The sequence below is a fragment of the Streptomyces sp. NPDC017993 genome, assembly GCF_044328065.1.
Taxonomy (GTDB): Bacteria; Actinomycetota; Actinomycetes; order Streptomycetales; family Streptomycetaceae; genus Streptomyces.
Map to the genome: position 1 here is coordinate 157,602 of NZ_JBIRGO010000015.1, position 22,038 is coordinate 179,639.

At 73.5% G+C, this 22,038-nt stretch carries 18 protein-coding genes and 1 pseudogene; 10 read left to right on the forward strand and 9 right to left on the reverse strand.

The annotated features are described in order from the left end of the window. Positions 1-11 precede the first annotated feature (11 nt). Positions 12-992, reverse strand: a pseudogene (dgoD, locus tag ACH4FH_RS26545) (galactonate dehydratase); the annotation flags it as partial. On the opposite strand from dgoD, the gene ACH4FH_RS26550 reads away from it, so the two are divergent. Continuing rightward, a complete protein-coding gene (locus tag ACH4FH_RS26550; RefSeq protein ID WP_398558410.1) occupies positions 925-2,301 on the forward strand; it encodes an MFS transporter in 1,377 nt (458 codons plus the stop codon). The pseudogene dgoD and the gene ACH4FH_RS26550 overlap by 68 nt on opposite strands. 159 nt (positions 2,302-2,460) lie before the next feature. Here the strand turns inward: ACH4FH_RS26550 and ACH4FH_RS26555 are convergent, their stop codons facing one another. The 3 genes from ACH4FH_RS26555 to ACH4FH_RS26565 form a co-directional block, all read right to left on the reverse strand. Next, on the reverse strand, positions 2,461-2,655 hold the full coding sequence (locus ACH4FH_RS26555; RefSeq protein ID WP_398558411.1) for a CsbD family protein: 195 nt from the start codon (positions 2,653-2,655) through the stop codon (positions 2,461-2,463). Between the two features lie 130 nt (positions 2,656-2,785). Beyond that, positions 2,786-5,065: a GAF domain-containing protein gene (locus ACH4FH_RS26560; RefSeq protein ID WP_398558471.1), complete on the reverse strand. Its 2,280-nt coding sequence runs from the start codon at positions 5,063-5,065 to the stop codon at positions 2,786-2,788. A gap of 150 nt (positions 5,066-5,215) precedes the next feature. Next, complete coding sequence (locus ACH4FH_RS26565; protein ID WP_398558412.1) at positions 5,216-6,010, reverse strand: 3-hydroxybutyrate dehydrogenase; 795 nt, start codon at positions 6,008-6,010, stop codon at positions 5,216-5,218. 271 nt (positions 6,011-6,281) lie between these two features. Between ACH4FH_RS26565 and ACH4FH_RS26570 the strand changes: the two genes are divergently transcribed. Continuing rightward, positions 6,282-6,890 (forward strand): hypothetical protein, encoded by a 609-nt coding sequence (locus tag ACH4FH_RS26570; protein ID WP_398558413.1) that lies wholly within the window; start codon positions 6,282-6,284, stop codon positions 6,888-6,890. Between the two features lie 14 nt (positions 6,891-6,904). On the opposite strand, the gene ACH4FH_RS26575 is transcribed toward ACH4FH_RS26570, so the two are convergent. From ACH4FH_RS26575 to ACH4FH_RS26585, 3 genes are all read right to left on the reverse strand, one after another. After that, a complete protein-coding gene (locus ACH4FH_RS26575; protein ID WP_398558414.1) occupies positions 6,905-7,390 on the reverse strand; it encodes an NUDIX hydrolase in 486 nt (161 codons plus the stop codon). 71 nt (positions 7,391-7,461) lie between these two features. Next, positions 7,462-8,079, reverse strand: a complete 618-nt coding sequence (locus ACH4FH_RS26580; protein WP_398558415.1) for a hypothetical protein — start codon at positions 8,077-8,079, stop codon at positions 7,462-7,464. Positions 8,080-8,172: 93 nt separating this feature from the next. Further along, positions 8,173-9,009 carry a glutamate racemase gene (locus tag ACH4FH_RS26585; RefSeq protein ID WP_398558416.1) on the reverse strand — a complete coding sequence of 279 codons (837 nt, stop codon included), beginning with the start codon at positions 9,007-9,009 and terminating at the stop codon, positions 8,173-8,175. Between the two features lie 205 nt (positions 9,010-9,214). On the opposite strand from ACH4FH_RS26585, the gene ACH4FH_RS26590 reads away from it, so the two are divergent. Continuing rightward, positions 9,215-10,366, forward strand: coding sequence for a glycosyltransferase (locus ACH4FH_RS26590; protein WP_398558472.1), 1,152 nt, complete (start codon positions 9,215-9,217; stop codon positions 10,364-10,366). A gap of 55 nt (positions 10,367-10,421) precedes the next feature. On the opposite strand, the gene ACH4FH_RS26595 is transcribed toward ACH4FH_RS26590, so the two are convergent. Next, the gene (locus tag ACH4FH_RS26595; protein ID WP_398558417.1) at positions 10,422-11,816 is read right to left on the reverse strand and encodes a TerD family protein; all 1,395 of its coding nucleotides are present in this window, start codon (positions 11,814-11,816) and stop codon (positions 10,422-10,424) included. A 247-nt stretch (positions 11,817-12,063) separates the two neighbouring features. Between ACH4FH_RS26595 and ACH4FH_RS26600 the strand changes: the two genes are divergently transcribed. The 6 genes from ACH4FH_RS26600 (at position 12,064) to ACH4FH_RS26625 (ending at position 18,525) form a co-directional block, all read left to right on the forward strand. Beyond that, the gene (locus tag ACH4FH_RS26600) at positions 12,064-12,534 is read left to right on the forward strand and encodes a DUF6643 family protein (RefSeq protein WP_398558418.1); all 471 of its coding nucleotides are present in this window, start codon (positions 12,064-12,066) and stop codon (positions 12,532-12,534) included. Between the two features lie 46 nt (positions 12,535-12,580). Continuing rightward, positions 12,581-13,405, forward strand: a complete 825-nt coding sequence (locus ACH4FH_RS26605; protein ID WP_398558419.1) for an MOSC domain-containing protein — start codon at positions 12,581-12,583, stop codon at positions 13,403-13,405. A gap of 222 nt (positions 13,406-13,627) precedes the next feature. Next, positions 13,628-14,446: an MEDS domain-containing protein gene (locus ACH4FH_RS26610; RefSeq protein WP_398558420.1), complete on the forward strand. Its 819-nt coding sequence runs from the start codon at positions 13,628-13,630 to the stop codon at positions 14,444-14,446. After that, entirely contained in the window at positions 14,440-14,895 is a 456-nt protein-coding gene (locus ACH4FH_RS26615; RefSeq protein WP_398558421.1) for an ATP-binding protein, read from the forward strand. The genes ACH4FH_RS26610 and ACH4FH_RS26615 overlap by 7 nt, the downstream gene beginning before the upstream one ends. 423 nt (positions 14,896-15,318) lie before the next feature. Further along, on the forward strand, positions 15,319-15,921 hold the full coding sequence (locus ACH4FH_RS26620) for a hypothetical protein (protein WP_398558422.1): 603 nt from the start codon (positions 15,319-15,321) through the stop codon (positions 15,919-15,921). Between the two features lie 156 nt (positions 15,922-16,077). Further along, positions 16,078-18,525 (forward strand): right-handed parallel beta-helix repeat-containing protein, encoded by a 2,448-nt coding sequence (locus ACH4FH_RS26625; protein WP_398558423.1) that lies wholly within the window; start codon positions 16,078-16,080, stop codon positions 18,523-18,525. On the opposite strand, the gene ACH4FH_RS26630 is transcribed toward ACH4FH_RS26625, so the two are convergent. Continuing rightward, on the reverse strand, positions 18,495-20,891 hold the full coding sequence (locus ACH4FH_RS26630) for a hypothetical protein (RefSeq protein WP_398558424.1): 2,397 nt from the start codon (positions 20,889-20,891) through the stop codon (positions 18,495-18,497). The two genes, ACH4FH_RS26625 and ACH4FH_RS26630, sit on opposite strands and share 31 nt — an antisense overlap. Positions 20,892-21,128: 237 nt before the next feature. Between ACH4FH_RS26630 and ACH4FH_RS26635 the strand changes: the two genes are divergently transcribed. Next, positions 21,129-21,974, forward strand: coding sequence for a DeoR/GlpR family DNA-binding transcription regulator (locus tag ACH4FH_RS26635; RefSeq protein ID WP_398558425.1), 846 nt, complete (start codon positions 21,129-21,131; stop codon positions 21,972-21,974). Positions 21,975-22,038 lie beyond the last annotated feature (64 nt).

Below are 22,038 nucleotides of genomic sequence, written 5' to 3' on the forward strand. Positions count from 1 at the left end.
TCGCTCATCTCGGGGACGAGCGGTTCCTCGACGAAGAACGGCAGATACGGCTCCGGCAGCGGAAGGACCCGGCGGGCCATCGCGCCGCTGAGCCTGCCGTGGAAGTCCACCGCGATGTCGAAACGGTCCCCGACCGCCTCGCGGACGTTGGCGACCCGTTCCACTATGCCTCGGACAGCCTCCGGGGTGTCGATCGGACGGAGCTGCGCCGAGGCGTTCATCTTGATCGCCGTGAACCCCTGCTCCTTGCGGTCGAGCGCCGCCTCGGCGACCTCGTCCGGACGGTCTCCGCCGATCCAGCTGTAGACCCGTACCCGGTCGCGGACGTTGCCGCCCAGCAGCTGCCGCACGGGCACGCCCAGGGCCTTGCCGGTGATGTCCCACAGTGCCTGGTCGATGCCCGCGACCGCGCTGGAGAGCACCGGGCCACCGCGGTAGAACCCGCCCTTGGTGAGCACCTGCCAGTGGTCCTCGATGCGCGTCGGGTCCTTGCCGACGAGATGGTCGGCCAGTTCGTCCACGGCCGCGGCGACGGTGTGCGCCCTCCCCTCGGCCACGGGCTCGCCCCAGCCGGTGATCCCTTCGTCGGTGTCGACGCGGAGGAAGCACCAGCGCGGGTCGACCAGGTAGGTGCGCAGGGATGTGATCTTCACTCGGGCTCCTTTTCGCAGGCCGCCGCGGCCCACGGCAAGGTTCGTTGCGGTGATGTATGTGGCGTCGTCCGAGGCCGGAAACGCGACGGAGGCCGCATTCCCGGAGGGGGAAGGATGCACACCGGCCCGCATCGCGGGCTCATGGCGGTCGCGCGCACCCCTGTCCGCCGAAGTGTGGTGTCCCACCACATGTGCCGGTGACCAGTGCATTCCTACGGTGTGGCGAGACCTGAATCGTCCCCGACCCGACCCGCACCCGGAAGTGGTGACCATGGCTGCCTCGGCATCCGCTCCCCCAGCCCCCGCCTCGCTCAAGCGCATCGTCGCCGCGAGTCTCATCGGCACGACCGTCGAGTGGTACGACTTCTTCCTCTACGGATCCGCCGCCGCACTCGTCTTCAACAAGCTGTTCTTTCCCGGGTCCGATCCGCTGGTCGGCACGCTGCTGTCCTTCCTGACGTACGCGGTCGGCTTTGCCGCGCGACCCATCGGCGCCCTGGTCTTCGGGCATTTCGGCGACCGGCTGGGCCGCAAGAAGCTGCTGGTGCTGAGCCTGCTGCTGATGGGCGGCGCGACCTTCGCGATCGGGCTACTGCCGACGCATGCGACGATCGGCTCGGCGGCGCCGGTGCTGCTGACGGTGCTGCGGCTGGTGCAGGGGTTCGCGCTGGGCGGCGAGTGGGGCGGCGCGGTGCTGCTGGTGTCCGAGCACGGCGATGCGCGCAGGCGCGGCTTCTGGGCGTCCTGGCCGCAGACCGGAGCCCCCGCGGGCCAGTTGCTCGCGACCGGCGTACTGTCGGCGCTGACCGCGCTGCTGTCGGAAGGGCAGTTCCTCGCCTGGGGCTGGCGGGTGCCGTTCCTGCTCTCCGGTGTGCTGGTGATCGTCGGGCTGTGGATCCGGTTGTCGGTGGATGAATCGCCGGTGTTCCGCGCGGCGTTGGCGAGCGCGGCGGCCCGGCGGGCGAAGGGCGGAGCGGTGGAGAAGATGCCACTGGTCGCGGTCCTGAAGTACCACTGGCGCGATGTGCTGGTGGCGATGGGCGCCCGGATGGCGGAGAACATCTCGTACTACGTCATCACGGCCTTCGTCCTGGTCTACGCGACCTCGCACACCGGCCTGTCCCAACAGACGGCCTTGAACGCCGTGTTGATCTCCTCCGCCCTGCACTTCGCGGTCATTCCCGCCTGGGGCGCCCTGTCGGACCGCATCGGGCGGCGGCCGGTGTATCTGCTGGGCGCGGCCGGCGTCGCGATCTGGGCGTTCCCGTTCTTCGCGCTGGTGGACTCCGCCAACTTCGGGCTGCTGCTGCTCGCGGTGAGCGTCGGGCTGGTCTTCCACGGCGCGATGTACGCGCCACAGGCGGCGTTCTTCGCGGAGATGTTCGCGACCCGGATGCGGTACTCGGGCGCGTCGATCGGCGCCCAGTTCTCCTCCGTCGCGGCCGGCGCGCCCGCCCCGCTCATCGCGACGGCGCTGCTCGCCGACTTCGACAGCCCGACGCCGATCGCCCTGTACGTCATCGCCGCGGCGGTGCTCACGCTGATCGCGGTGGGGGTGGCCAAGGAGACCCGCAGCCGGGATCTCGGGGCGGTCGACTCCCGTGGGGCGGACGACGCGGCGGATGCGGAGGCGACCGTCGGGAAGTGACGGTCGCCGGGCGCCGCGCCACCGGTAGTGACGAGAAAGCGCCGCGTATCCCGGCAGGCCCGTACGGGCGGGCCGGGATACGCGGCGTTCGTGCGGCGGGGCGCCGCGGGCCCGGCAGGCTCCGTGGAAGCGGGGCGGCGGGCCCTGGCGTCCCTGCTGTCAGGAGTCGTCGCGGTCCTTCAGCGAGTCCTTCATCCCGGCGGCCTTCTCCTTCGGGTTGGACATGGCGTCCTTGGCCTTGGCCTTGGCCTGGTCGGCGCGCCCTTCGCTCTCCATCCGGTCGTTGCCGGTCACCTTGCCGGCAGCCTCCTTGGCCTTGCCCTTCATCTTGTTCATGCCGCTCTTGTCAGCCATGTCGAACTCCTTTGTTCGGTGGGGCGGAGTGGAAGTTCCGGCACCACGCTGCCGCAGGTCGGTGCGGTCCGCACCTGGAGGAGGCCATCGGTACGCACCCGCCCGGCCGCGATGCGCCGGATGGCGCCCGTCACCCCTCCGGGTGCCGTGCGACGGCGGACGAGAGCTGGTGCAGCCGCAGGGCCAGCTGGATCTCCAGCGCGCGGGCGGGCGACTGCCAGTCGGGGCCGAGCAGACGGCCTATCCGCTCCAGGCGCTGGGCGACGGTGTTCACATGGACGTGCAAGGCGTCCTTGGTACGCGCCGGGCTCATCCCGCTGGCGAAGTACGCGCCCAGGGTGCGCAGCAGGTCCGTGCCGCGGCGTTCGTCGTAGTCCGCCACCTCGCCGAGAGTGCGGTGTACGAAGCCGTCCACGTCGCGGGTGTCGGCGAGCAGCAGGCCGAGGAACCCGAAGTCTGCGGCGGCCGCTCCCTCGCCGTCCCGGCCCAGCACCCGCAGCGCCTCCCGGCAGCGCCTGGCCTCCGCGTACGCGTCCGCCACCGCGGCGGGCCTGGCCGACGGGGCCGGGACGGGCTCCGACGCACCGACCGTGACGGGGACGTGCAGGGCGTCGCCGAGCCGGCCGGCGACCTCCCGGGCGGCCCGCGCCGGGTCGCCGTCGGTCCCCAGCGGCAGCAGCAGCACCGCGCCACCGTCACGTACGGCGGCGAGCCCGTGGCGGGTGGCGGCGAGATGCGAGGCCGCCGACCACAGCCGTTGCCGGTCGGCGCCGCCGGTGTGGGCCGCGGCTTCGTATCCGTACGGCGCGTCGGACGACCCGGTCGGGGCCACCGGAGCGCCCGCGGTGGGAAGTGGCGTGGCAGGGTCGGCGGCGATCCGCCTTTCGGGGGCGAGTGGCCGGCCGGAGGGGGCGTCGGCCGGTGCCTCCCTCATCTCGTCCGGACGGACTCCGTGCGGCGCGCGGGGCGGTGGGCAGGCGTAGCCGGTTCCGGCGGTGGCCGTGCCGGGTGCCGCGCCCGTGGGGGCAGGGGCGGGTGAGCCGGGCCGGTGGCCGTCCTGCCGAGGGGGCTCATACGCCGGGGCCACGGCTGCGGGCGGTGTCCGGGGCGCGTCCGGTGGGCCCTCGACGCGCGCCGCCAGGACGACATGCGGTGCGTCGAGGTTCGCGCCGACCCGGGCGGCGCGCTCACGCAGCAGGCGCGGGTCACGGTCGGGCGCGTCGAGGAGATCGTCCAGCAGCTCACCCCTGACCCGCTGCTCGGCCTCGCCCGCGCTCCGCCGGGCGATCAGCAGCAGGGACGTCACCATCGCGGCGCGCTCCAGGGTCCGCTGGTCCACGGGGTCCAGTTCCGGGTGGCCGCGCAGGACGAGGGCGCCGAGGACCTCGCCGCCGGCCCACACCGCCGCGACCCAGTCGGCGCCGTCCCGCACGGCGTGGCCGTCGGCGCGGGAGCGGTCCAGCGCCTCGGCCGGTGCCCGCTCGGGATCGGTGAACTCCACCTCGCCGCGCAGGACTTCGGCCACCGCGGCAGCCACGTCCTGCACCCCGCCGCCGCGCAGCACCAGCTCGGTCAGCCGGTCGTGGATGTCGGAGGCCCGCTCGATGACCGCACTGCGGTCGCGGATGATCGCGGTCGCGTCCTCCAGCTCGGTGAGCGTCTTGCGGGTCTCGGCGAGCAGGTTGGCGGTGTCGATGGCGACGGCGGCGTGTGCCGCGTGGGCGGCGAGCAGGGCGATCTGCTCGCGCTCGAAGACCCGTTCGCGCCGGTCGGCGGCGAACAGCACGCCGATGACGCCGCTGCCGAGCATCAGTGGCACTCCGAGGATCGCCACCAGGCCCTCGTCCTGCACACCCGAGTCGATGGTGCCGGTGTGCCGGAAGCGCTCGTCGTGGAAATAGCTGTCGGTGACGTACGGGCGGGCGGTCTGCGCGACGAGCCCACCGAGCCCCTCCCCCATGCCGAGCCGCAGCTGCTGGAACCGGGCGGAGACGGAGCCGTCGGTGACGCGCATGTACGTGTCGCCGGCCGCGGGGTCGTTGAGCGTCAGATAGGCGACCTCGGTGCCCAGGAGGGAGCGGGCCCGGCGCACGATCGCCCGCAGCACCGCGTCGAGGTCCCGCAGTCCGGCGAGGTCGTGGGCGGTGGCGTAGAGCGCGGACAGCTCCGCCTCGCGCCTCCGCCGGCCCTCCAGCTCGGTCCGTACCCGCAGCGCCAGCAGCTTGGCCCGCTCCAGGGCGGCGAGCCGCTCGGCGGTCGCCCCCTCCGCGCGGGCACGCAGCACCGCCCGCTCGTACTCCTCCGCGGAGGCGCCGGTGGCCAGCAGCCCGAGGAAGGGCGTCTCGGCGGCGTCGTCCGGGGCGGCCGGGGCCTCGGCAGGGCGCCCGGACGGCTGATCGGGCTCGGGCATCGGCTGTTCGGTGGACATGGTCACAGGGATACCTCCGGTCCATCGCGGCGCGCCAGCCTCCGCCGCCCCTTCCCTTGCCCGGGTGCGTCGCAGCCCGCCGGTGTCCGGGCGCTCCCCGTCCCATCCCGGCCCACCACACGTGGGCGCGCGTCAGTGCGCGGTCCAGCCGCCGTCCATGAGGAGTGAGGTACCCGTGACGAAGGACGCCTGCGGGGTGCAGAGATAGGCGACGGCCTCGGCGACCTCGGCCGGTTCGACCAGCCGCTTGAGGGCCGAGTCCGCGAGCAGGATCTCGGCCAGGACGCGTTCCTCGGGGATGCCGTGCGCCGCGGCCTGGTCGGCGATCTGCCGCTCGACCAGCGGGGTGCGGACATATCCGGGGTTGACGCAGTTGGAGGTCACGCCGTGGGGGGCGCCTTCCAGCGCGGCGGTCTTGGACAGGCCCTCCAGACCGTGCTTGGCGGCGACGTACGCGGATTTGAACGGGGAGGCCCGGACGCCGTGCACGGAGGAGATGTTGACGATCCGGCCCCAGCCGCGCTCGTACATGTGCGGCAGGGCGCCGCGCAGCAGCCGGAAGGGCGCCTCCAGCATGACGGTCAGCACCTCGTGGAAGACCTCGGGCGGGAACTCCTCGATCGGTCGCACGAGCTGGATCCCCGCGTTGTTGACCAGCAGATCGCTGCCCGCGGCGGCCCGCTCGGCGGCGTCCAGATCGGCGAGGTCCAGCGGTCGGGGCTCGATGCTGCCGGGGCTGCCGGCGGGGAGAGCCTCCGCGAGGCCGGCGAGCCCCGCCGCGTCGCGGTCCACGGCCCGTACGGTGGCGCCGGCCGCCGCCAGCCGCAGGGCGCAGGCGCGTCCGATGCCACTGGCGGCGCCGGTGACGAGGGCGGTGCGGCCGTCGAGGTCGAGGGATACCTGGCCTGGGGTGCCGATCACGGTCATGACCGCACCCTAGGCAGCCGCCTGCGCCACACCGATGTGCCACCGCCCCATACTTACCGAGCCACGGGTGGCGTCCGCACACCCCTGCCGCGGACGGTGGTGCGCCGGCCCGTGTCCGCACACCCTGCCGCCGGGCGCCGCATCTTCTCGACGCCACTCGTGTCCCACGGTCACCCGATCAGCCGTCCCGGATCGCCGAGCACCTCGCGGCCTCCTAGCGTCAGACGACGCAGCGCGCCGCCTGCGACCGCCGCCACGAGGGAGTTCGATCATGCGTAGGCTCATCGCCGTGCCGACCGTACTGCTCGCCCTCGCCGCCGCCGGATGCGGGGCGGGCGACGACGCGGACGCCACGACCTCCGCCACGACCTCGTCGGGCACCGGCACCGGGCCCGACGAGGGCGAAACCCCCGACCCGGACGGCTCCACCGGCGGGAGCGGAATGCCGGACCCCGACTCCCCCACCGTCCCCGGGCAGCCGGTCAGCTGCGGGGAGATCCCCGACGCGCTGGGCAAGGCGCGGAACGTCGCGCTGTTCGCGGACCCCGGCGCCGGCGGCATGGTGGGCTGCGAGGAAGCCCATGACGTGATGGCGGAGTTCTTTCTGCGGGCGCCGCAGGCCGGTGGTGGCAGCGAGGGGACGCTGGCCGTGCGGGGCTGGTTCTGCCAGTACGAAAGCGGGCCCACCGGCACCTGGGTCACCAGCTGCCGCAAGGACACCCTGGAGATGCACACCGAGGAGCCGTCCGGTCAGCCCCCGGCGCCCGACCCGTCCGAGGAACCCGAGGAACCCGGGGAGAGCCCGGACGAGTCCCAGCTGCCGCCGATCCCGGAGGATCCCGGAGACCCGCTGGACGAGCCGTCGACGGAGGAGCTGTAGCCGGGGAGCGTGTCCTACGCGTCCGCCTCCGACATGCCCCTGAACCACGTCGGCCCGGCCTCCAGCGCCCGCTTGATGCGGATCAGCGCGTAGTCCTCCAGCGCCGGCAGGGCGTCCAGGTCGAACCAGCCCACCTCCAGCGACTCGTCGTCGTTGACCTCGGCCTCGCCGCCGATGGCCCGGCAGCGCAGCGTGACGTCCATGAACTGGCAGACGTCCCCGTTGGGGTACCGGGTCGGCGGCATGGTCTCCACGAGGACGACCCGCTCGGGGACGACCCGCACCGCGGTCTCCTCGTACACCTCGCGCACCGCGGTCTCCGCCGGCTGCTCTCCGGGCTCGGGAATGCCGCCGATCACCGACCAGCCGCCGGTGTCCACGCGCTTGCCCAGCAGCACCCGGCCGTCGTCGTCGAAGACGACCGCGCTGACCCCGGGCAGCCACAGGAGCTGGTGGCCGACGGACGAGCGGAGGTCACGGATGAATTCGGGTGTTGCCATGCGATGAAGCCTAAAGGAAAGCGTCGCCGTTTCCGCGGCGCGCGCCGGGCGGGGACGGCCCGCTCCGGCGCTCAGGCGCCTGCCGGAGTGCCGTTCGCCCGCACGCTGAGCCGGCCGCGGATGTAGCGGACGGCCCCCTCGGCGTTGTCGACGGTGACGGTGAAGGTGCGGCCGTCGTGGAGCTCCAGCACCAGGGCCTCACCACGGCGTACGACCACGGCGGTGCCCTGCTCGGGACGCCAGCGGTAGCCCCAGCCACCCCAGTGCCGCGGGGTGACCTGCGGCGCGTACACGGCGCCGACGACCTCGTCGAGCGGGATCCGGCGACGGGGTACCCCTATATGGCCGCAGCGCACTTCCAGGGCGTCCTTGTCGACGCGCACCGCCACATGGACGAAGGCGATCGTCCCGAAGATCACCAACAGGCCGGCCGCGACACAGCCAACCACCGACATCACCAGGGGCGCCAGGCCCGATGTCCAGGAGCTGTCGACGGCGAGTTCGACGCCGAGCGCCAGGCAGGCCGCGCCCACACCGGCGAGCAGCCACTGGACACGGTTGGTGGCGCCGCCGTGCCAGACCTCGGGAAGTTCCGCGTGGGCGCCGCTGATGGGGGGCAGGCCGCTGTCACCTACGGGGCTGTCGTACTGATCGGGGGCTGCTGCCCCCTCCGGGGGGTGGTCCCTCATGGATCGCAGCGTACGCGTCTTTGCACAGCACGGCACCGTGGTGCGCCCGGCCCGCGCGGCCCGGAACCCGGGGCGCCGGCATCATGGCCGACGTCAGCCGCGGAGGGCCGCCGCGGCCTGGCCCGGAGCCGGATCCGCACCGGGGCCGGCCTCGGTGCCGCTGTCCGCCAGCAGCCGCCCCTCCGCGTAGGCGAGGGCCGCGGTGGGCATCCCGCCCGGGCGGCCGCTGAGGAGCACGCTCACCCTGCCGGTCGGAGCCGCCGCGGGTGCGGGCTCGGCCCCGATGCGGCGCAGCGCCTGGGCGGCGACGGCTTCCGCGGAACCGTGCAGGACGAGGGCGGGGGCGCCGGGCTGCTGCAGGGCGGCCCGGATCCGTTCGGCGACCAGCTCGTAGTGGGTGCAGCCCAGGACGACGGCCTTGACGTCCCGCGGGGTGAGGTCCGCGGCGGCGGCGATGGCGGCGTCGATCGCCCTGCCGTCCGCCTCCTCCACGGCGTCGGCGAGCCCGGGGCAGGGCACGCCCGTGACCTCCACGCCACGGGCGAACCGCTCCACGAGGTCCCGCTGGTAGGGGCTGCCGGTGGTGGCCGGGGTGGCCCAGATGGCGACGGGGCCGCCGCCGGCCGCTGCGGGCTTGATGGCCGGCACGGTGCCGATGACCGGCACCGCGGGCTCCAGTTCGGCGCGGAGCACCGGCAGGGCGTGCACGGAGGCGGTGTTGCAGGCGACGATCAGGGCGTCGGGGCGGTGCGTGGCGGCGGCACGGGCGACCGCCAGCGCATGCGCGGCGACATCGTCGGGGGTGCGCGGGCCCCAGGGCAGGCCGTCGGGGTCGGAGGAGAGGACGAGATCTGCGTCCGGCCGCAGTCGCCGCACGGCGGCGGCCGCCGCGAGCAGCCCGGTCCCGGAGTCCATGAGCGCGATCTTCACGCGGACACTTTACTCAGGAGAGCGCCCGACTTGTCATACCGGCCCCGTCCGCCCGTCCGGAGGCGGGCGCGGTGTGCGGCAGCCGGAGGACGCCGCTGGGTCCCGTGGCGCCCGTCGCCCCGCTCCCGTGCCGGCCGGTCCGGGACACCGCGTCGATGACCGCCGCGCGGCGGGTCCGGTGCGGCAGACTGCGGCCGTGGGAGCGATGGAGTGGATCGGTGCGGGGTCGCTGCTGGCCTGGGCGTGGCTGCTGCTGGGACAGGGCTTCTTCTGGCGGACGGACCAGCGGCTCCCGGCGCGCCGGGACCCGGCGCGCTGGCCGTCGGTCGCGGTGGTGGTGCCCGCGCGGGACGAGGCCGAGGTGCTGCCGGACAGCCTGCCCTCGCTGCTGGCGCAGAAGTACCCAGGACGGGCCGAGGTGTTCCTGGTGGACGACGGCAGTACGGACGGGACGGGCACGGTGGCCCGCGCGCTGGCGGCCGAGCGGGGCGGGCTGACGCTGACCGTCTCCTCCCCCGGTGAGCCGGAGCCGGGCTGGACGGGCAAGCTGTGGGCCGTACGGCACGGCATCGCGCAGGCGCGGGAGCGGCTCGCGCCGGAGTATCTGCTGCTGACCGACGCGGACATCGCCCATGAGCCGGACAGTCTGCGGGAGTTGGTGGCCGCCGCGCGGTCGGCGGACCTCGATCTGGTCTCGCAGATGACCCGGCTGCGGGTCGTGACGTTCTGGGAGCGCCTGATCGTGCCGGCCTTCGTGTACTTCTTCGGGCAGCTCTATCCCTTCCGATGGGTCAACCGCCCCGGGGCACGGACCGCCGCGGCAGCCGGCGGCTGTGTGCTGCTGCGGCGGGAGGCCGCGGAGCGGGCGGGCATCCCGGAGGCGATCCGGCATGCGGTGATCGACGATGTGACGCTGGCCCGCGCGGTCCAGCGCTCCGGGGGCACGATCTGGCTGGGCCTCGCGGACCGGGTGACGAGCGTCCGCCCGTATCCCCGGCTCGCGGAGCTGTGGCGGATGGTCGCGCGCAGCGCCTACGCCCAGCTGCTGCACCAGCCGCTACTCCTGCTGGGGACCGTCGTGGGCCTCGCGCTGGTCTATCTCGCGCCGCCCGCCGTGCTGGTGGCCGGGGCGGCCGGCGGTGAGGTGACGGCCTCGGCGCTGGGCGGCGCGGCGTGGCTGGTGATGTGCGGGACGTATCTGCCGATGCTGCGCTACTACCGGCAGCCGCCGTGGATCGCGCTGCTGCTGCCGTTCACCGCGGTGCTCTATCTGCTGATGACGGTGGACTCGGCAGTGCAGCACTACCGGGGGCGCGGGGCGGCGTGGAAGGGCCGGACGTACGGAGCGCCGTCCTGACCGCGCCTCCGAGGAAGGCGCGGCCGCGGTCTCCCCCACGAGCCGCGAAAGGGCGTCACTTGCGGGCCGGGGACCAGTCCAGGCCCCACCCGTAAGCCTGGTCGACGGTGCGCTGCGGGCTGATGCCGGGCGGGGGAACGAGGAACCGGGACTCGCGCTGGACGACGAGTTCGCTGCCGGTGTGCGTGATCAGGGCCAGGGCGCAGACGTTGGAGGGGACCGTGCACGCGTCGAGGGCGAAATCGACGGGAGCGCCGTGCTGCGGCTGGAGGGTGACGGTCGCGTCCAGCCCCTCGAAGCTGCGGGCGCCGGCGTAGACGGTCACGAAGATCAGGATGCGCTTGATGCGGGCCTGGTGGTCGAGGTTGATGGTGAGGTTCTCGCCCGCCTGCACGGCGCCGGTGCGGTCGTCGCCGTCCAGCTGGATGAACGGCGGGGCGTGCAGCGAGCCGAAGTTGTTGCCGATCGGGTGCACCACGCCTGCGCTGCCGTCGGTGAGTTCGTACAGCGCGCACAGGTCGAGGTCGAGCTCCCCGGACTGCGGCAGCAGCGCGCCGCGGGCGCCCATGGCCTCCATGGCCTTGCGGCCGAGCTTCTTGCCGAGGCTCTTGGCGGCCTTGCCGCCACGCCAGTTGAGATTCACCCGCATCGCGCCCGAGGTGCCGCCCTGCTTCGTCAAGGAGACGGCCGGGGCATCCTTCGTGAGGGTGACTTTTGTCAGACGAACGGGAGCCGGGGCGGGGGGCGCCGCCGCCTGACCTGGCGGCGGGGGAATTGACGCCGCGGGTTGACCGGTCGGCAACGGGGGCGCGGGGGCCACGGTCGGCGGCGCCATCGGGGGCACGGAGTGTGCCGGCGCAGCCGGCGGGGTGGCCGACACCGACCCGGGCGGGGCCGACGGACCGGCGGCGGGAGCCGCCGCCGGCTCCTCCTCGACGCTGATGCCGAAGTCGGTTGCCAGGCCGGCGAGACCGGTGTCGTAGCCCTGTCCGACGGCACGGAACTTCCAGGCGTCCTGTCGCCGGTAGAGCTCGCCGAGCACGAAGGCCGTCTCCGCGGTGGCGTCCTGGCTGTCGAAGCGGGCGATCTCGGAGCCGCTCGCCGCGTCCAGCACCCGGATGTACAGCCCGGGAACGCTTCCGAAGGTGCCGCCGTCGGAGGAGGCGGCGAGCACGACCTTCTCGACGCCGCCCTCGACGGCTGCCAGGTCGACGGCGACGCTGTCGGTCATCGCGCCGCCGACCGGCCGCTTGCCTTCGTGGCGTACGGCGCCGGAGGCGTGCACGGCCTGGTTGTAGAACACGAAGTCGGTGTCGTCGCGGACCTTTCCCGACACCAGGAGCAGCGCGGAGGCGTCCACATCCGGAATCCCCGGAGCAGCCTGCCAGCCCAGTTCCACCCGGACCGCCGGGGCCGGAACCGGAACGTTGCTGCCCTTGAGCATCGACATCGCTGCGCCCTTTCTGTCGTTCGCGGTGCCCCGTCGGTGGTGGCACCTCCAACCTACTGGGCCGACGTCCCTGCGAGTGCCCCGTGTTCACCTGCGGGAAGCCGATCCTTTACAGGATTCCTACGGTCGATCGCGACCGATTTTCCCAAGTTCGCTCACATTGAGGAACCTGGGCCACTCGCGGCCCGTAAAACAACCCTCTTTTCAGGCTCCCCAATCGGCACATCGTGGGCTTAACTTAAGAGGCATGACCTCCCCCCGCTCTACCTACGGCGGCGGCTACTACGCTTCGCCCTCCTTCCCGGACACTCCGATCTACGACAGCCTCGTCGCGGAACGCGGTACCCCTCAGATCGCCCCGATCCGGGTATCTCCCTCCCCGTATGACACCGGCTCGTCCTACCTGCCCGCCCTCCCCTCGGCGCTGCCCGCGCTTCCCGCCGCTCCCTCCTATCCCTCGGCGGGCCAGGGCTACCCCGGCGCCGGACAGCAGGCCGCCCCGCCGCTCCAGCAGGCCCCGGCGCCGTACATCCCGCAGCAGGCCGGCAACCGCGGCTACCCATCGCAGCAGCAGCACCAGCAGTACCAGCAGCGTCCGGCCGGCACGGGCTACGAGGCGATGCGCCCGGCCGCGCCCGTCGCACCGCGTCCCGCCGCGCCCCGCCCGGCCGCGCCGTACGACGATCCGTACGGCCGCCAGTACCCGCGGGGGTACTGAACCGGCCGCTCGGCCAACTGTCCGAGGTGGCTGGCAGGATGGATCCATGCCGAAGCCAGCGCTGCAGTCGATCCATCTCTATCCGGTCAAATCCATTGCGGGGTCCGGACCCGGCGAGGCGGTCGTGGAGCCGTGGGGGCTCGCCGGGGACCGACGGTGGATGGTCGTGGACACCGAGCGCAGGATGCTGTCCCAACGGCAGCAGCCGACGTTGGCTTTGGCCTCGGCCGAGGAGCTGCCGGGCGGCGCCCTCGGGCTGACCGCGCCCGGAATGGAGCCGCTGACGGTCGAGGTTCCCGAGCCCGCGGAGACGGTCACGGTCGAGGTCTGGAGGGACAAGGTCGAGGCGGTGCCCGCCGGCCGGCAGGCAGCGGACTGGTTTCGCGCGTATCTGGGTGTCGAGGTCGAGCTGGTGCATCTGGACGCACCGGACATGCGCCGCCCCGTCGACCCGGAGTTCGCCCTGCCCGGCGAGACCGTGAGCTTCGCCGACGGCTATCCGCTGCTGATCACCACCACCTCGTCACTGGACGCCCTCAACTCCCGCATCGCGCAGGGCGACCACGCCGACGAGGGCCCGTTGCCGATGAACCGTTTCCGGCCCAATGTGGTCGTCGACGGCACGGCGCCCTGGGCCGAGGACGACTGGAAGTCGGTCCGCATCGGCGAGGTGGTCTTCCGGGTGGCCAAGCCCTGCTCCCGTTGTGTCGTCACCACCACCGATCAGCGCACCGCCCAGCGCGGCAAGGAACCGCTGCGCACCCTCGCCCGCCATCGCCGCTTCGGTGACCGGCTGGTCTTCGGCCAGAATCTGGTCCCCCAGGGGGTGGGCACCATCCGCGTCGGTGACCCCTTCGAGATACTCGGCTGACGTGGCCGGCGGGCCTTACGCCGGCACCCCGCGGCGGGCTTCGACGACGGCCGCCGGGCACATTGCGGGCCGCCCACCCGCTGCCTAGAGTGAGCGCTCCACGCCACCTGCGGGAGGGCCGTACGGGGGGAGACGAACAGCCAGGTGTCGATGCCTGAGAGGGGCACCGGGAGCGATCACCTCATCCCTGTCCAGCATCTGCGACCGGGGGACCACGCCTTTGTGAGCTATGGCAATGACGAAGTGCGCTGGGAGGTCGTCACGGCCTTCGTGCGGCTCGGACTGGCCCGCGGCGAGAAGGTCCTGCTCCTCCCCTGCCCCGGCGTGCCCGAGGCGGAGGTGCTGGCCCGGATCGACTTCCCCAGCCGCAGTACGGTCCCGGCCCGCGAACGCGGCCAGTTGGTGCTGACCAGCATGCGGGAAGTGATCCAGCCGGACACGGAGTTCACCGCCGCGCGCCAGATGGGCCGGCTGAGCGAGGAGACCGACCGGGCGACCGCCGAGGGGTACACCGGCCTGCGCGCGTTCATCGACATGGGCTGGGTGGCCGCGCTCGGCACGGACGTCAGCGCCATGGCCCACCGCGAGACGCACGCGGACCACCTGTTCACCGGCCGGCCGTACACCGAGATCTGCGCCTACGACCGCCGGCGGTTCGACCGCTCGATGCTCTGCGCCATGGAACGGGCGCATCCGCGCGCCCTCCTGGAGCGCATCGGCAGCATGCGATCCGAGCGGGGCCCGGACGACGCGCTGCACTTCATCGGCGAGGCCGATACCGCGAACCGGGCCGCGTTCACCAGATCCCTGGAGATCGCGCTGGCCCGGACGACGCGAAGCCGCCGCCTGACGATCGATCTGACCCGGCTGCACTTCCTGTCGGTCGGCTGCGCGACCGGCCTGCTCTCCCTGGTGCGCGACGCCGTCGGGCACGACCTGGTCGAGGTGCGCTGCGACCAGGTGCAGTCCCGGATGCTGCGGCGGCTCGGTGCCGGGACGGTGCCGCGGCTGGCCGCGAAGGAGGTGTCGCGGCCGTGGTGAGTCACGAACCGGTCGGGCCGGCGCAGTCGCCGCCGGAGGAAGCCGGCCGCCGATTGCTCCAGCGTCGTTTCACCGCGCGACTGCTGCCCCAGCTACGGCTGCTGGTGGAGGAGTGCGCGGCCCGCGAGGGTCTGGGCGAGCCGCGGCGCGGTGAGTTCGTGCTGGCCGTGGACGAGATCGCGGGCAACGCCGTGGAGCACGCGGGCGGTTCCGGCCGGCTGGTGCTGAGCCGGGTCGGCGATGAGCTGGAGTGCCGGATCAGCGACGCGGGGCCCGGTTTCAGCGAGGCGGTGATTCCCGAACTGCTGCCGGGCCTTGACGGGGCGCCGAAGGGGCGCGGCCTGTGGCTGGCGCGCCTGGTGACGGACCGGTTCGTGGTCGCGGCGGGAACGACGGACACGGGAATGGGGGGCGGCGCCGTGGTGACGGTGGCGGTGCGGCTGCCCTAGGCCGGGCCGCGATGTCCCGGGAAGTGCGCGCCTGGGGACGCTCCCCGCGGTGGCCGGCGGGTCACGGCCAGGCCGAACCTCGCGGACGCCGGCCCAGCTCCTGAGGCGTCGACGGCCGTCGCGTCAGGCCCCTGGCCTGGCTCGTCGGCACCGAGCCGGACACCCTCCGCGCGTCCCGGTCCTCCGGACCGCTCCGGTCCGCCTCCCGGCTCGCCCGCCACTCGGTCCGCCTGTCACGGCACGCCCTAACAAGCCCCGCACACCCGGGCGTTCACGCGCCGGGAGCGCCCTGGCGGGGCAGGAGTACAGTGTCCGCGCTCCGGCCGGTCCGCCTCTCGCAAAGTGATGTTCCTCTCTCTTTGCGGAACTCGCGCATGGACGAGGCGCGATGCGGTATTCACGGACACGGAAGGGGGTGCAGCGATGCGAGCGATGGCAGGTATGTGGCGCTGGCGGCGCAATCCGCTGCGGCGCCGGACGGATCGGATCGAGGCGTGGGTGGCGCTGGCCGCCGCCCTCCTGATCACGCTCGGGGCGACTTCCGTGGGCCGGCTCACCGGGCAGGCGGCGCACGTCGCGCTCCTGGAGACCGTCCGCCTCCAGCACGCGCAGCGGCACCTGGTGTGGGTCACCGTCGACCGGCTGGTCTCCCGTACGCCGCTCGACCCCGATCCGGAGACCTCTTCGCAGCGCGACGCGCACCGTCGGGTCATCGCCCGGTGGACCGCGCACGACGGCAGTCAGCACACCGGCCGACTCTCCTCCCCTCGGCCGGTGGAGCCCGGCGAGCGTTTCCGGATCTGGACCGACCACGGCGGCCGGGTGATGCCGCGGCCGATGGACGTCAGCACTGCCGGTACCCACGCGGTGCTGGCCGGTCTGGGTGCCGCGGCGGCCGCCGGGGGCCTGATCGAGGGGGGCCGGCGGCTGATCGTCTGGCGGTTGTGGGTGCGCCGCTACCGCCGCTGGGACGAGGCGTGGGAGCGCGCGGGCCAGGACTGGGGACGCGCCGGCGCGGGCAGCTGACCAACCGGCTGACCATGTCAACTGCCCCCCGTCGGGCGCGCTACGGTGGTGCATCCAGCCTCCTGGCTGGGGCCTCGCAGACCCGAATGCGGACATCCGCGGACGGATGCCTGCCGGGCCGACAACAGCCGCACGAGGTGGGGGCACGACAGCGCCATGGCACAGGGCTCGGTCCAGGTGACGCACTCCGGAACGTCGCGTTGGCGGCGCCGCACAGGGGAGTACAGCTCGCTCGCCGCCGCCCTGGAGGCCGCAGGGGACGGTGATGTGCTCACCGTCCCGGCAGGTACCTACCGCGAGAATCTGGTGCTGGTGCGCGCGGTGACGCTGCGCGGGCCGGACGGGGCGCGCGGTTCGGTGCGTATCGCCCCGGCCGACGGCGTGGCGCTGACCATACGTGCCTCGGCCATCGTCCACGATCTGCATCTGGAGGCGACGGACTCGGCCGCGCCCGCGCTGCTGGTCGAGGACGGCGCACCGGAGCTGTCCGGTCTGCGCGTGGTGACCCGGTCCGCGTCGGGCATCGAGGTCCGCGGCGGTGCCCGGCCGACGGTGCGCCGCTGCACGGTCGACAATGCCGGCGGCGTCGGCATCAGCGTCCTGGACGGCGCCGGCGGCGTCTTCGAGGAGTGCGAGGTGGTGGCCGCGGGGCAGGCGGGGGTGGCGGTGCGCGGCGGAGCCCACCCGCGGCTGGAGAACTGCCGGATCCACCATGCCTCCGGCGCCGGTCTGTCGCTGAACGGCGAGGGCAGCGCGGTCGAGGCGGTGGGCTGCGAGCTGTACGAGATCAAGGGTGCGGGCATCCAGGTCGCGGCGCGGGCCACCGGCCATCTCACCGACTGCACCGTGCACCGCACCTCGGCGGACGGCGTCACCCTGGACACCGATGCGGTCCTCACCCTCGCCGACTGCGACATCCACGACATCCCGGAGAACGCCATCGATCTGCGGTCCCGGTCGGTGCTGACGCTGACCCGCAGCACGGTGCGGCACTTCGGCCGCAACGGCCTGTCGGTCTGGGACCCGGGCACCCGCGTGGACGCCAACCAGTGCGAGATCCACGACAGTACGGGCGACTACCCGGCGGTGTGGGTGAGCGACGGCGCCACCGCGGTGCTGGACTCGACGCGGGTGCACGACGTGCCGGATGCGTTGTTCGTGCTGGACCGTGGCTCCCGGGCCGATGTGGTGGACTGCGACATCTCCCAGGTCCGCAACACCGCGGTGTCGGTGAGCGACGGGGCCACCGTGCAGCTGGACGACTGCCGGATCCGCGAGGCGGCGACCGGCGCCTGGTTCCGGGACCACGGCAGCGGCGGCACCCTCGCCAACTGCACCATCGACGGCGCCCAGACCGGCGTGATCGTCACCAAGGGCGCCGACCCCACCATCGAGGGCAGCACGGTCAGTTCACCGGCCGAGGCCGGGTTCTACGTCTCGGCGGAGGGCCGCGGCACGTTCCACGGCTGCCGGGTCACCGGTAGCTCCGGCTTCGGTTTCCATGTGATCGACGGCTGCCGTACGACCCTGACGCGTTGCCGTACGGAGCGGTGCGCCCGCGGCGGCTACGAGTTCGCCGACGGCGGCACCGGGTTCGGCGACGGCACGGCCGGCGGACCCACCGTCCAGGACTGCACCAGCGACGAGAGCCGGGCGACCACCGCCCCGGCGGCCGGGGCCGTGACCGCTCCCGCCGTGCAGACCGCCTCGCAGACCGCCGGGCTGCTGGGCAACGTACCGGCGCAGAGCGCCCCACAGGCCCCGGTGGCGGCCCCCGAGCCGCCCGTCGTCAGCCGGCCCTCCGAGGAGGTGCTGGGCGAACTGGACACCCTGGTGGGCCTGGACAGCGTCAAGCGTGAGGTGCGCAGCCTGATCAACATGATCGAGGTGGGGCGCCGTCGGCAGGAGGCCGGGCTGAAGGCCGCGTCGGTGCGCCGGCACCTCGTGTTCACCGGCTCCCCCGGTACGGGCAAGACGACCGTGGCGCGCCTGTACGGCGAGATCCTGGCCTCGCTGGGGGTGCTGGAGAGCGGGCACCTGGTCGAGGTGTCGCGGGTGGACCTGGTGGGCGAGCACATCGGCTCGACGGCGATCCGTACCCAGGAAGCCTTCGACCGGGCGCGGGGCGGGGTGCTGTTCGTCGACGAGGCGTACGCGCTGTCCCCCGAGGACTCCGGGCGGGACTTCGGCCGGGAGGCGATCGACACGCTGGTGAAGCTGATGGAGGACCACCGGGAGGCGGTGGTGGTGATCGTGGCGGGCTACACCGCCGAGATGGCCCGCTTCCTCGCCGTCAACCCCGGTGTGGCCTCGCGGTTCTCACGGACCATCACCTTCGGCGACTACGCGCCCGAGGAGCTGCTGCGCATCGTCGAGCAGCAGGGCGAGGAGCACGAGTACCGCCTCGCCGAGGGGACCGGCGAGGCCCTGCTGAAGTACTTCACGGCGTTGCCGAAGGGCCCCTCCTTCGGCAACGGCCGTACCGCGCGGCAGACGTTCGAGGCGATGGTCGAGCGGCACGCGGGCCGGGTCGCGCAGCTCACCGACACCAACACCGACGACCTGACGCTGCTCTACGCCGAGGATCTGCCCGAGCTGCCCTGATCGGGCTCGCCCTGCGGGCGCTGGGCGGGTACGCACGGGCTGAGCCGGGCGATGAGCTCGGCGCGGACGGTTTCGAAGACCGGGTCGGCCTGGTAGTCGCCGTGGCCGAGGATCTGGGCGGGCAGCGGGCTCTGCAGGGTGCGGCCGAAGGCCAACGGGTCACGCAACGGCCCCTGGTCGACGGGGCAGCCGTCGTCGCACGTCAGCCGGATCGGGCCGCCGATGGGGTCGGTGAAGCGCCACAGGTTGCGCCAGTCGTCCATCTCGCGGTGCAGGCCGGCGAGGAGGGGCGGACCGAAGAAGGCGGGGAACCAGCGTCCGTAGAGGCGTTCCAGCGGGGAGCCGTAGGTGAGCAGGGCGACGCGGCTGCGGGTGACCAGGTCCAGCTGCCAGACGGCGGCCGCGGCCAGCACACTGCCCTGGGAGTGCCCGGAGATGACCAGACGCCCGTCGAACCGCTCCGTCCACGTCGCCATCCGCCAGGTGAGGTCGGGGACGGCGCGCTCGGCGTAGCAGGGCGGCGCGAAGGGGTGGGCGGCGCGGGGCCAGAACGTGCCGACGTCCCAGAGGATGCCGATGGTGCGACGGGCGGAGTGATCGCGGTAGGCGCGCCGGCCCATGGCGACGAGGACTATGACGCCGGCGCCCATCAGCCAGGAGCCGAGCGCCTCTGCGGTTTGCGCGGCGGCGTGCACGAAGGGCGGCGCCGCCTCGGTTGCGCGGCCGGGCGCGCGGCTGGTGAGCCAGGCGCCGGCCACGGCGCCTGCCCCGAGGACGAGGGTGACGGCGGCGGTGGCCGCGACGAGGACGGGCGCAGCGTCGGTCAGACCGGCGCGGGCGATGGTGCCGGCGATCCGCTTGGTGCGCAGGTCGTCGGGGCGCTCCTGCGGGTCGAAGAGCCCGGGGACGTCCCGGGAGACCGTGCGGCGGACGACGAGCACCCGGATACCGGCGAGCACCACGACGACGGCGACGACGACCAGCAGCGCCGGGATGACCGCGGCCTGCCAGGAGAGGAGCACCGGCGGGCCGGCGATGGGGGCGTGCGCCTGGCCGGGGGTCGCGCCGCCGTCCAGCCAGTCGGCGAACCGCTGGGCCACTCCCCCGGAGAGCACCCCGCCGACGGCACAGGCCAGCAGGGCGACGGCCGGGCCGCCCATACCGCGCAGGGCCGTGCGTGCGTCGTCGCGGGCGGCGCGCTGCAACACCCATGCGGTCACGACCAGCGCGAGGACCATGGCGCCTTGGAAGACGGCGATCGCGCCGAAGGCCGAGGCGCCGGGCAACGGGCCCGAACTGTGCGCTCCGGGGCGCGCCCAGGCGGTGTGCACGGCGACGAGCACCAGCGCGGCGAGAGAGGCGTACGGCAGCGCCCGCACGACCAGGCGGTCGGACTCGTCGTCCGGTGCGGCCTCGCTGCGGGCGGTGCGCCAGACGACGGCGAGGGTGGCGGCGGCCAGCAGCACGATCAGGACGGTCAGCGCCCGGCCGGTGAAGGTCAAAACGGTGCCGGTGCGCCGGTCGGCCTCGGCGGTGGCGACGAGGAGTGCGGCGGCGATGGTCAGCACACCGGCGGCGGTGTGCGCGGCGCGCAGCCGGGCGACGAGCCGACGGCCGTACCAGAAGCCGTCCAGGCTCAGCGTGGTGCGCTCGGCGGCGGGGGTGTGGCGGGAGGTGCCGGGGCGGCGGGGCGGCGGCGAGGCCGACTCGTACGCACTCCAGGTGCGGTACGACAGCCACCACAGGAAGCCGATGACCAGCAGGGGCAGCACCGAGGCGAGCACGAGGCGGCGGCCGGGGGCGCTCCACCAGCCACCGTTGTCGGGGCTGAGGAAGCCCATCCAGGACTTGCCGGCGACGCAGACCGTGGTGCCCGCGCACTGCCAGGCCATGAGGTCCAGGGCGACCTCGCAGGCCGCGGCGGCGAGCAGGACGGTGAGGGTGAGCGCCAGGATCCGTACCAGGACGTCATAGAGCCGCTGTGCGGGGTGCTCGGGGGGCGCGGCCGGGCGCATCCAGTGGGCGAGGTTGGCGACCATGAAGGGCACCAGGATCAGCCAGAGGGCGCGGGCGCCGTTGCCGGAGGTGAGGTTGGACCAGCAGTACGCCTCGCGGACGGGCTGGTCGCGGTAGTCGCCGGGCCGTTCCTCGGCGTCCGCGTCGTCGGTGCGGCGGTAGCAGGCGGCGGTGTCGTCGCCGGTGATCCGCTGGACGCGCGGGTCGCCGAGCATCTCCGCCGGGGTCGTGCCGCCGACGCCGTGCACCAGCAGTTCCAGGGCGAGCTGCGGGGCTTCGCCCGGCGGTCCATCTGCCGTGTTCCGGTGCGGTGTTGGGCGGGCATGCGGTGTCGTGTCCGCGGTCTCCACTGGTCTTCCCCCGTTTGTCCGTGCGGCGCTGTGCGGTGCGGCGCCCTCAGGATTGTCCCTTTCCCCTGCGCGGGCGTCCATCCACCTCTGCGACACACGTCACGGTCCTCCCGGAGGCAGCGGCGGACCGGGTCCGGCTGTCGGCGCGTCGTGCGAGGATGAGGGGACCAGTGATCGCGGGCGGCAGCCGGCGCGAGAGACCGGACACAGCGAGCCGGGCGGAAGGGACGGGCCGGGGTGAGCGACAACCAGAACCTGCTCGCGGAGCAGCGACGGGCCCTGATCCTCGACGAGGTCAGGCGGCGCGGCGGGGTGCGGGTCAACGAGCTGACCCGCAAGCTGAACGTCTCGGACATGACGGTCCGTCGCGACCTGGACGCGCTCGCCCGCCGGGGCATGGTGGAGAAGGTGCACGGCGGCGCGGTGCCGGTCAGCGAGCCGAGCGCGCACGAGCCGGGTTTCGAGGCGAAGTCGGCGCTGGAGCTGAGCGCCAAGGAGGACATCGCCAGGGCGGCGGCGGAGATGGCGGCGCCGGGCAGCGCGATCGCGCTGGCGGGCGGCACGACGGCGTTCGCGCTGGCGCAGCAGCTGCTGGAGGTGCCGGATCTGACGGTGGTGACGAATTCGGTGCGGGTGGCCGATGTGTTCTACACCGCGCAGCGGGCGGCGGCGACCGGCGGCACGGGCCCGCGGGCGGGCGCCGCGACGGTCGTTCTGACCGGCGGGGTGCGGACGCCTTCGGACACCCTGGTGGGCCCGGTGGCGGACGCCGCGATCCGGTCGCTGCATTTCGATGTGCTGTTCCTTGGTGTGCACGGCATATCGGTGGAGGCGGGTCTGTCCACGCCCAACCTCGCGGAGGCGGAGACCAATCGGCACTTCGTCCGGTCCGCGCGGCGGGTGGTGGTGGTCGCCGACCACACCAAGTGGGGGACGGTCGGCCTGAGTTCGTTCGCGTCGCTGGAGGAGGTGGATGTGCTGGTGACGGATGCCGGGCTGTCCGCCGAGGCGCGCGCGCAGTTCGCCGAGCTGCCGCCCGAGCTGCTGGTGGCGGGCGAGCAGCCGGACGACGCAGACATCTGATAACTCGTCAGCTAGGGTGTGCGGCGCAGATCCACCGCCGCCGCCGTGAAGGGGTGCTCGTCCC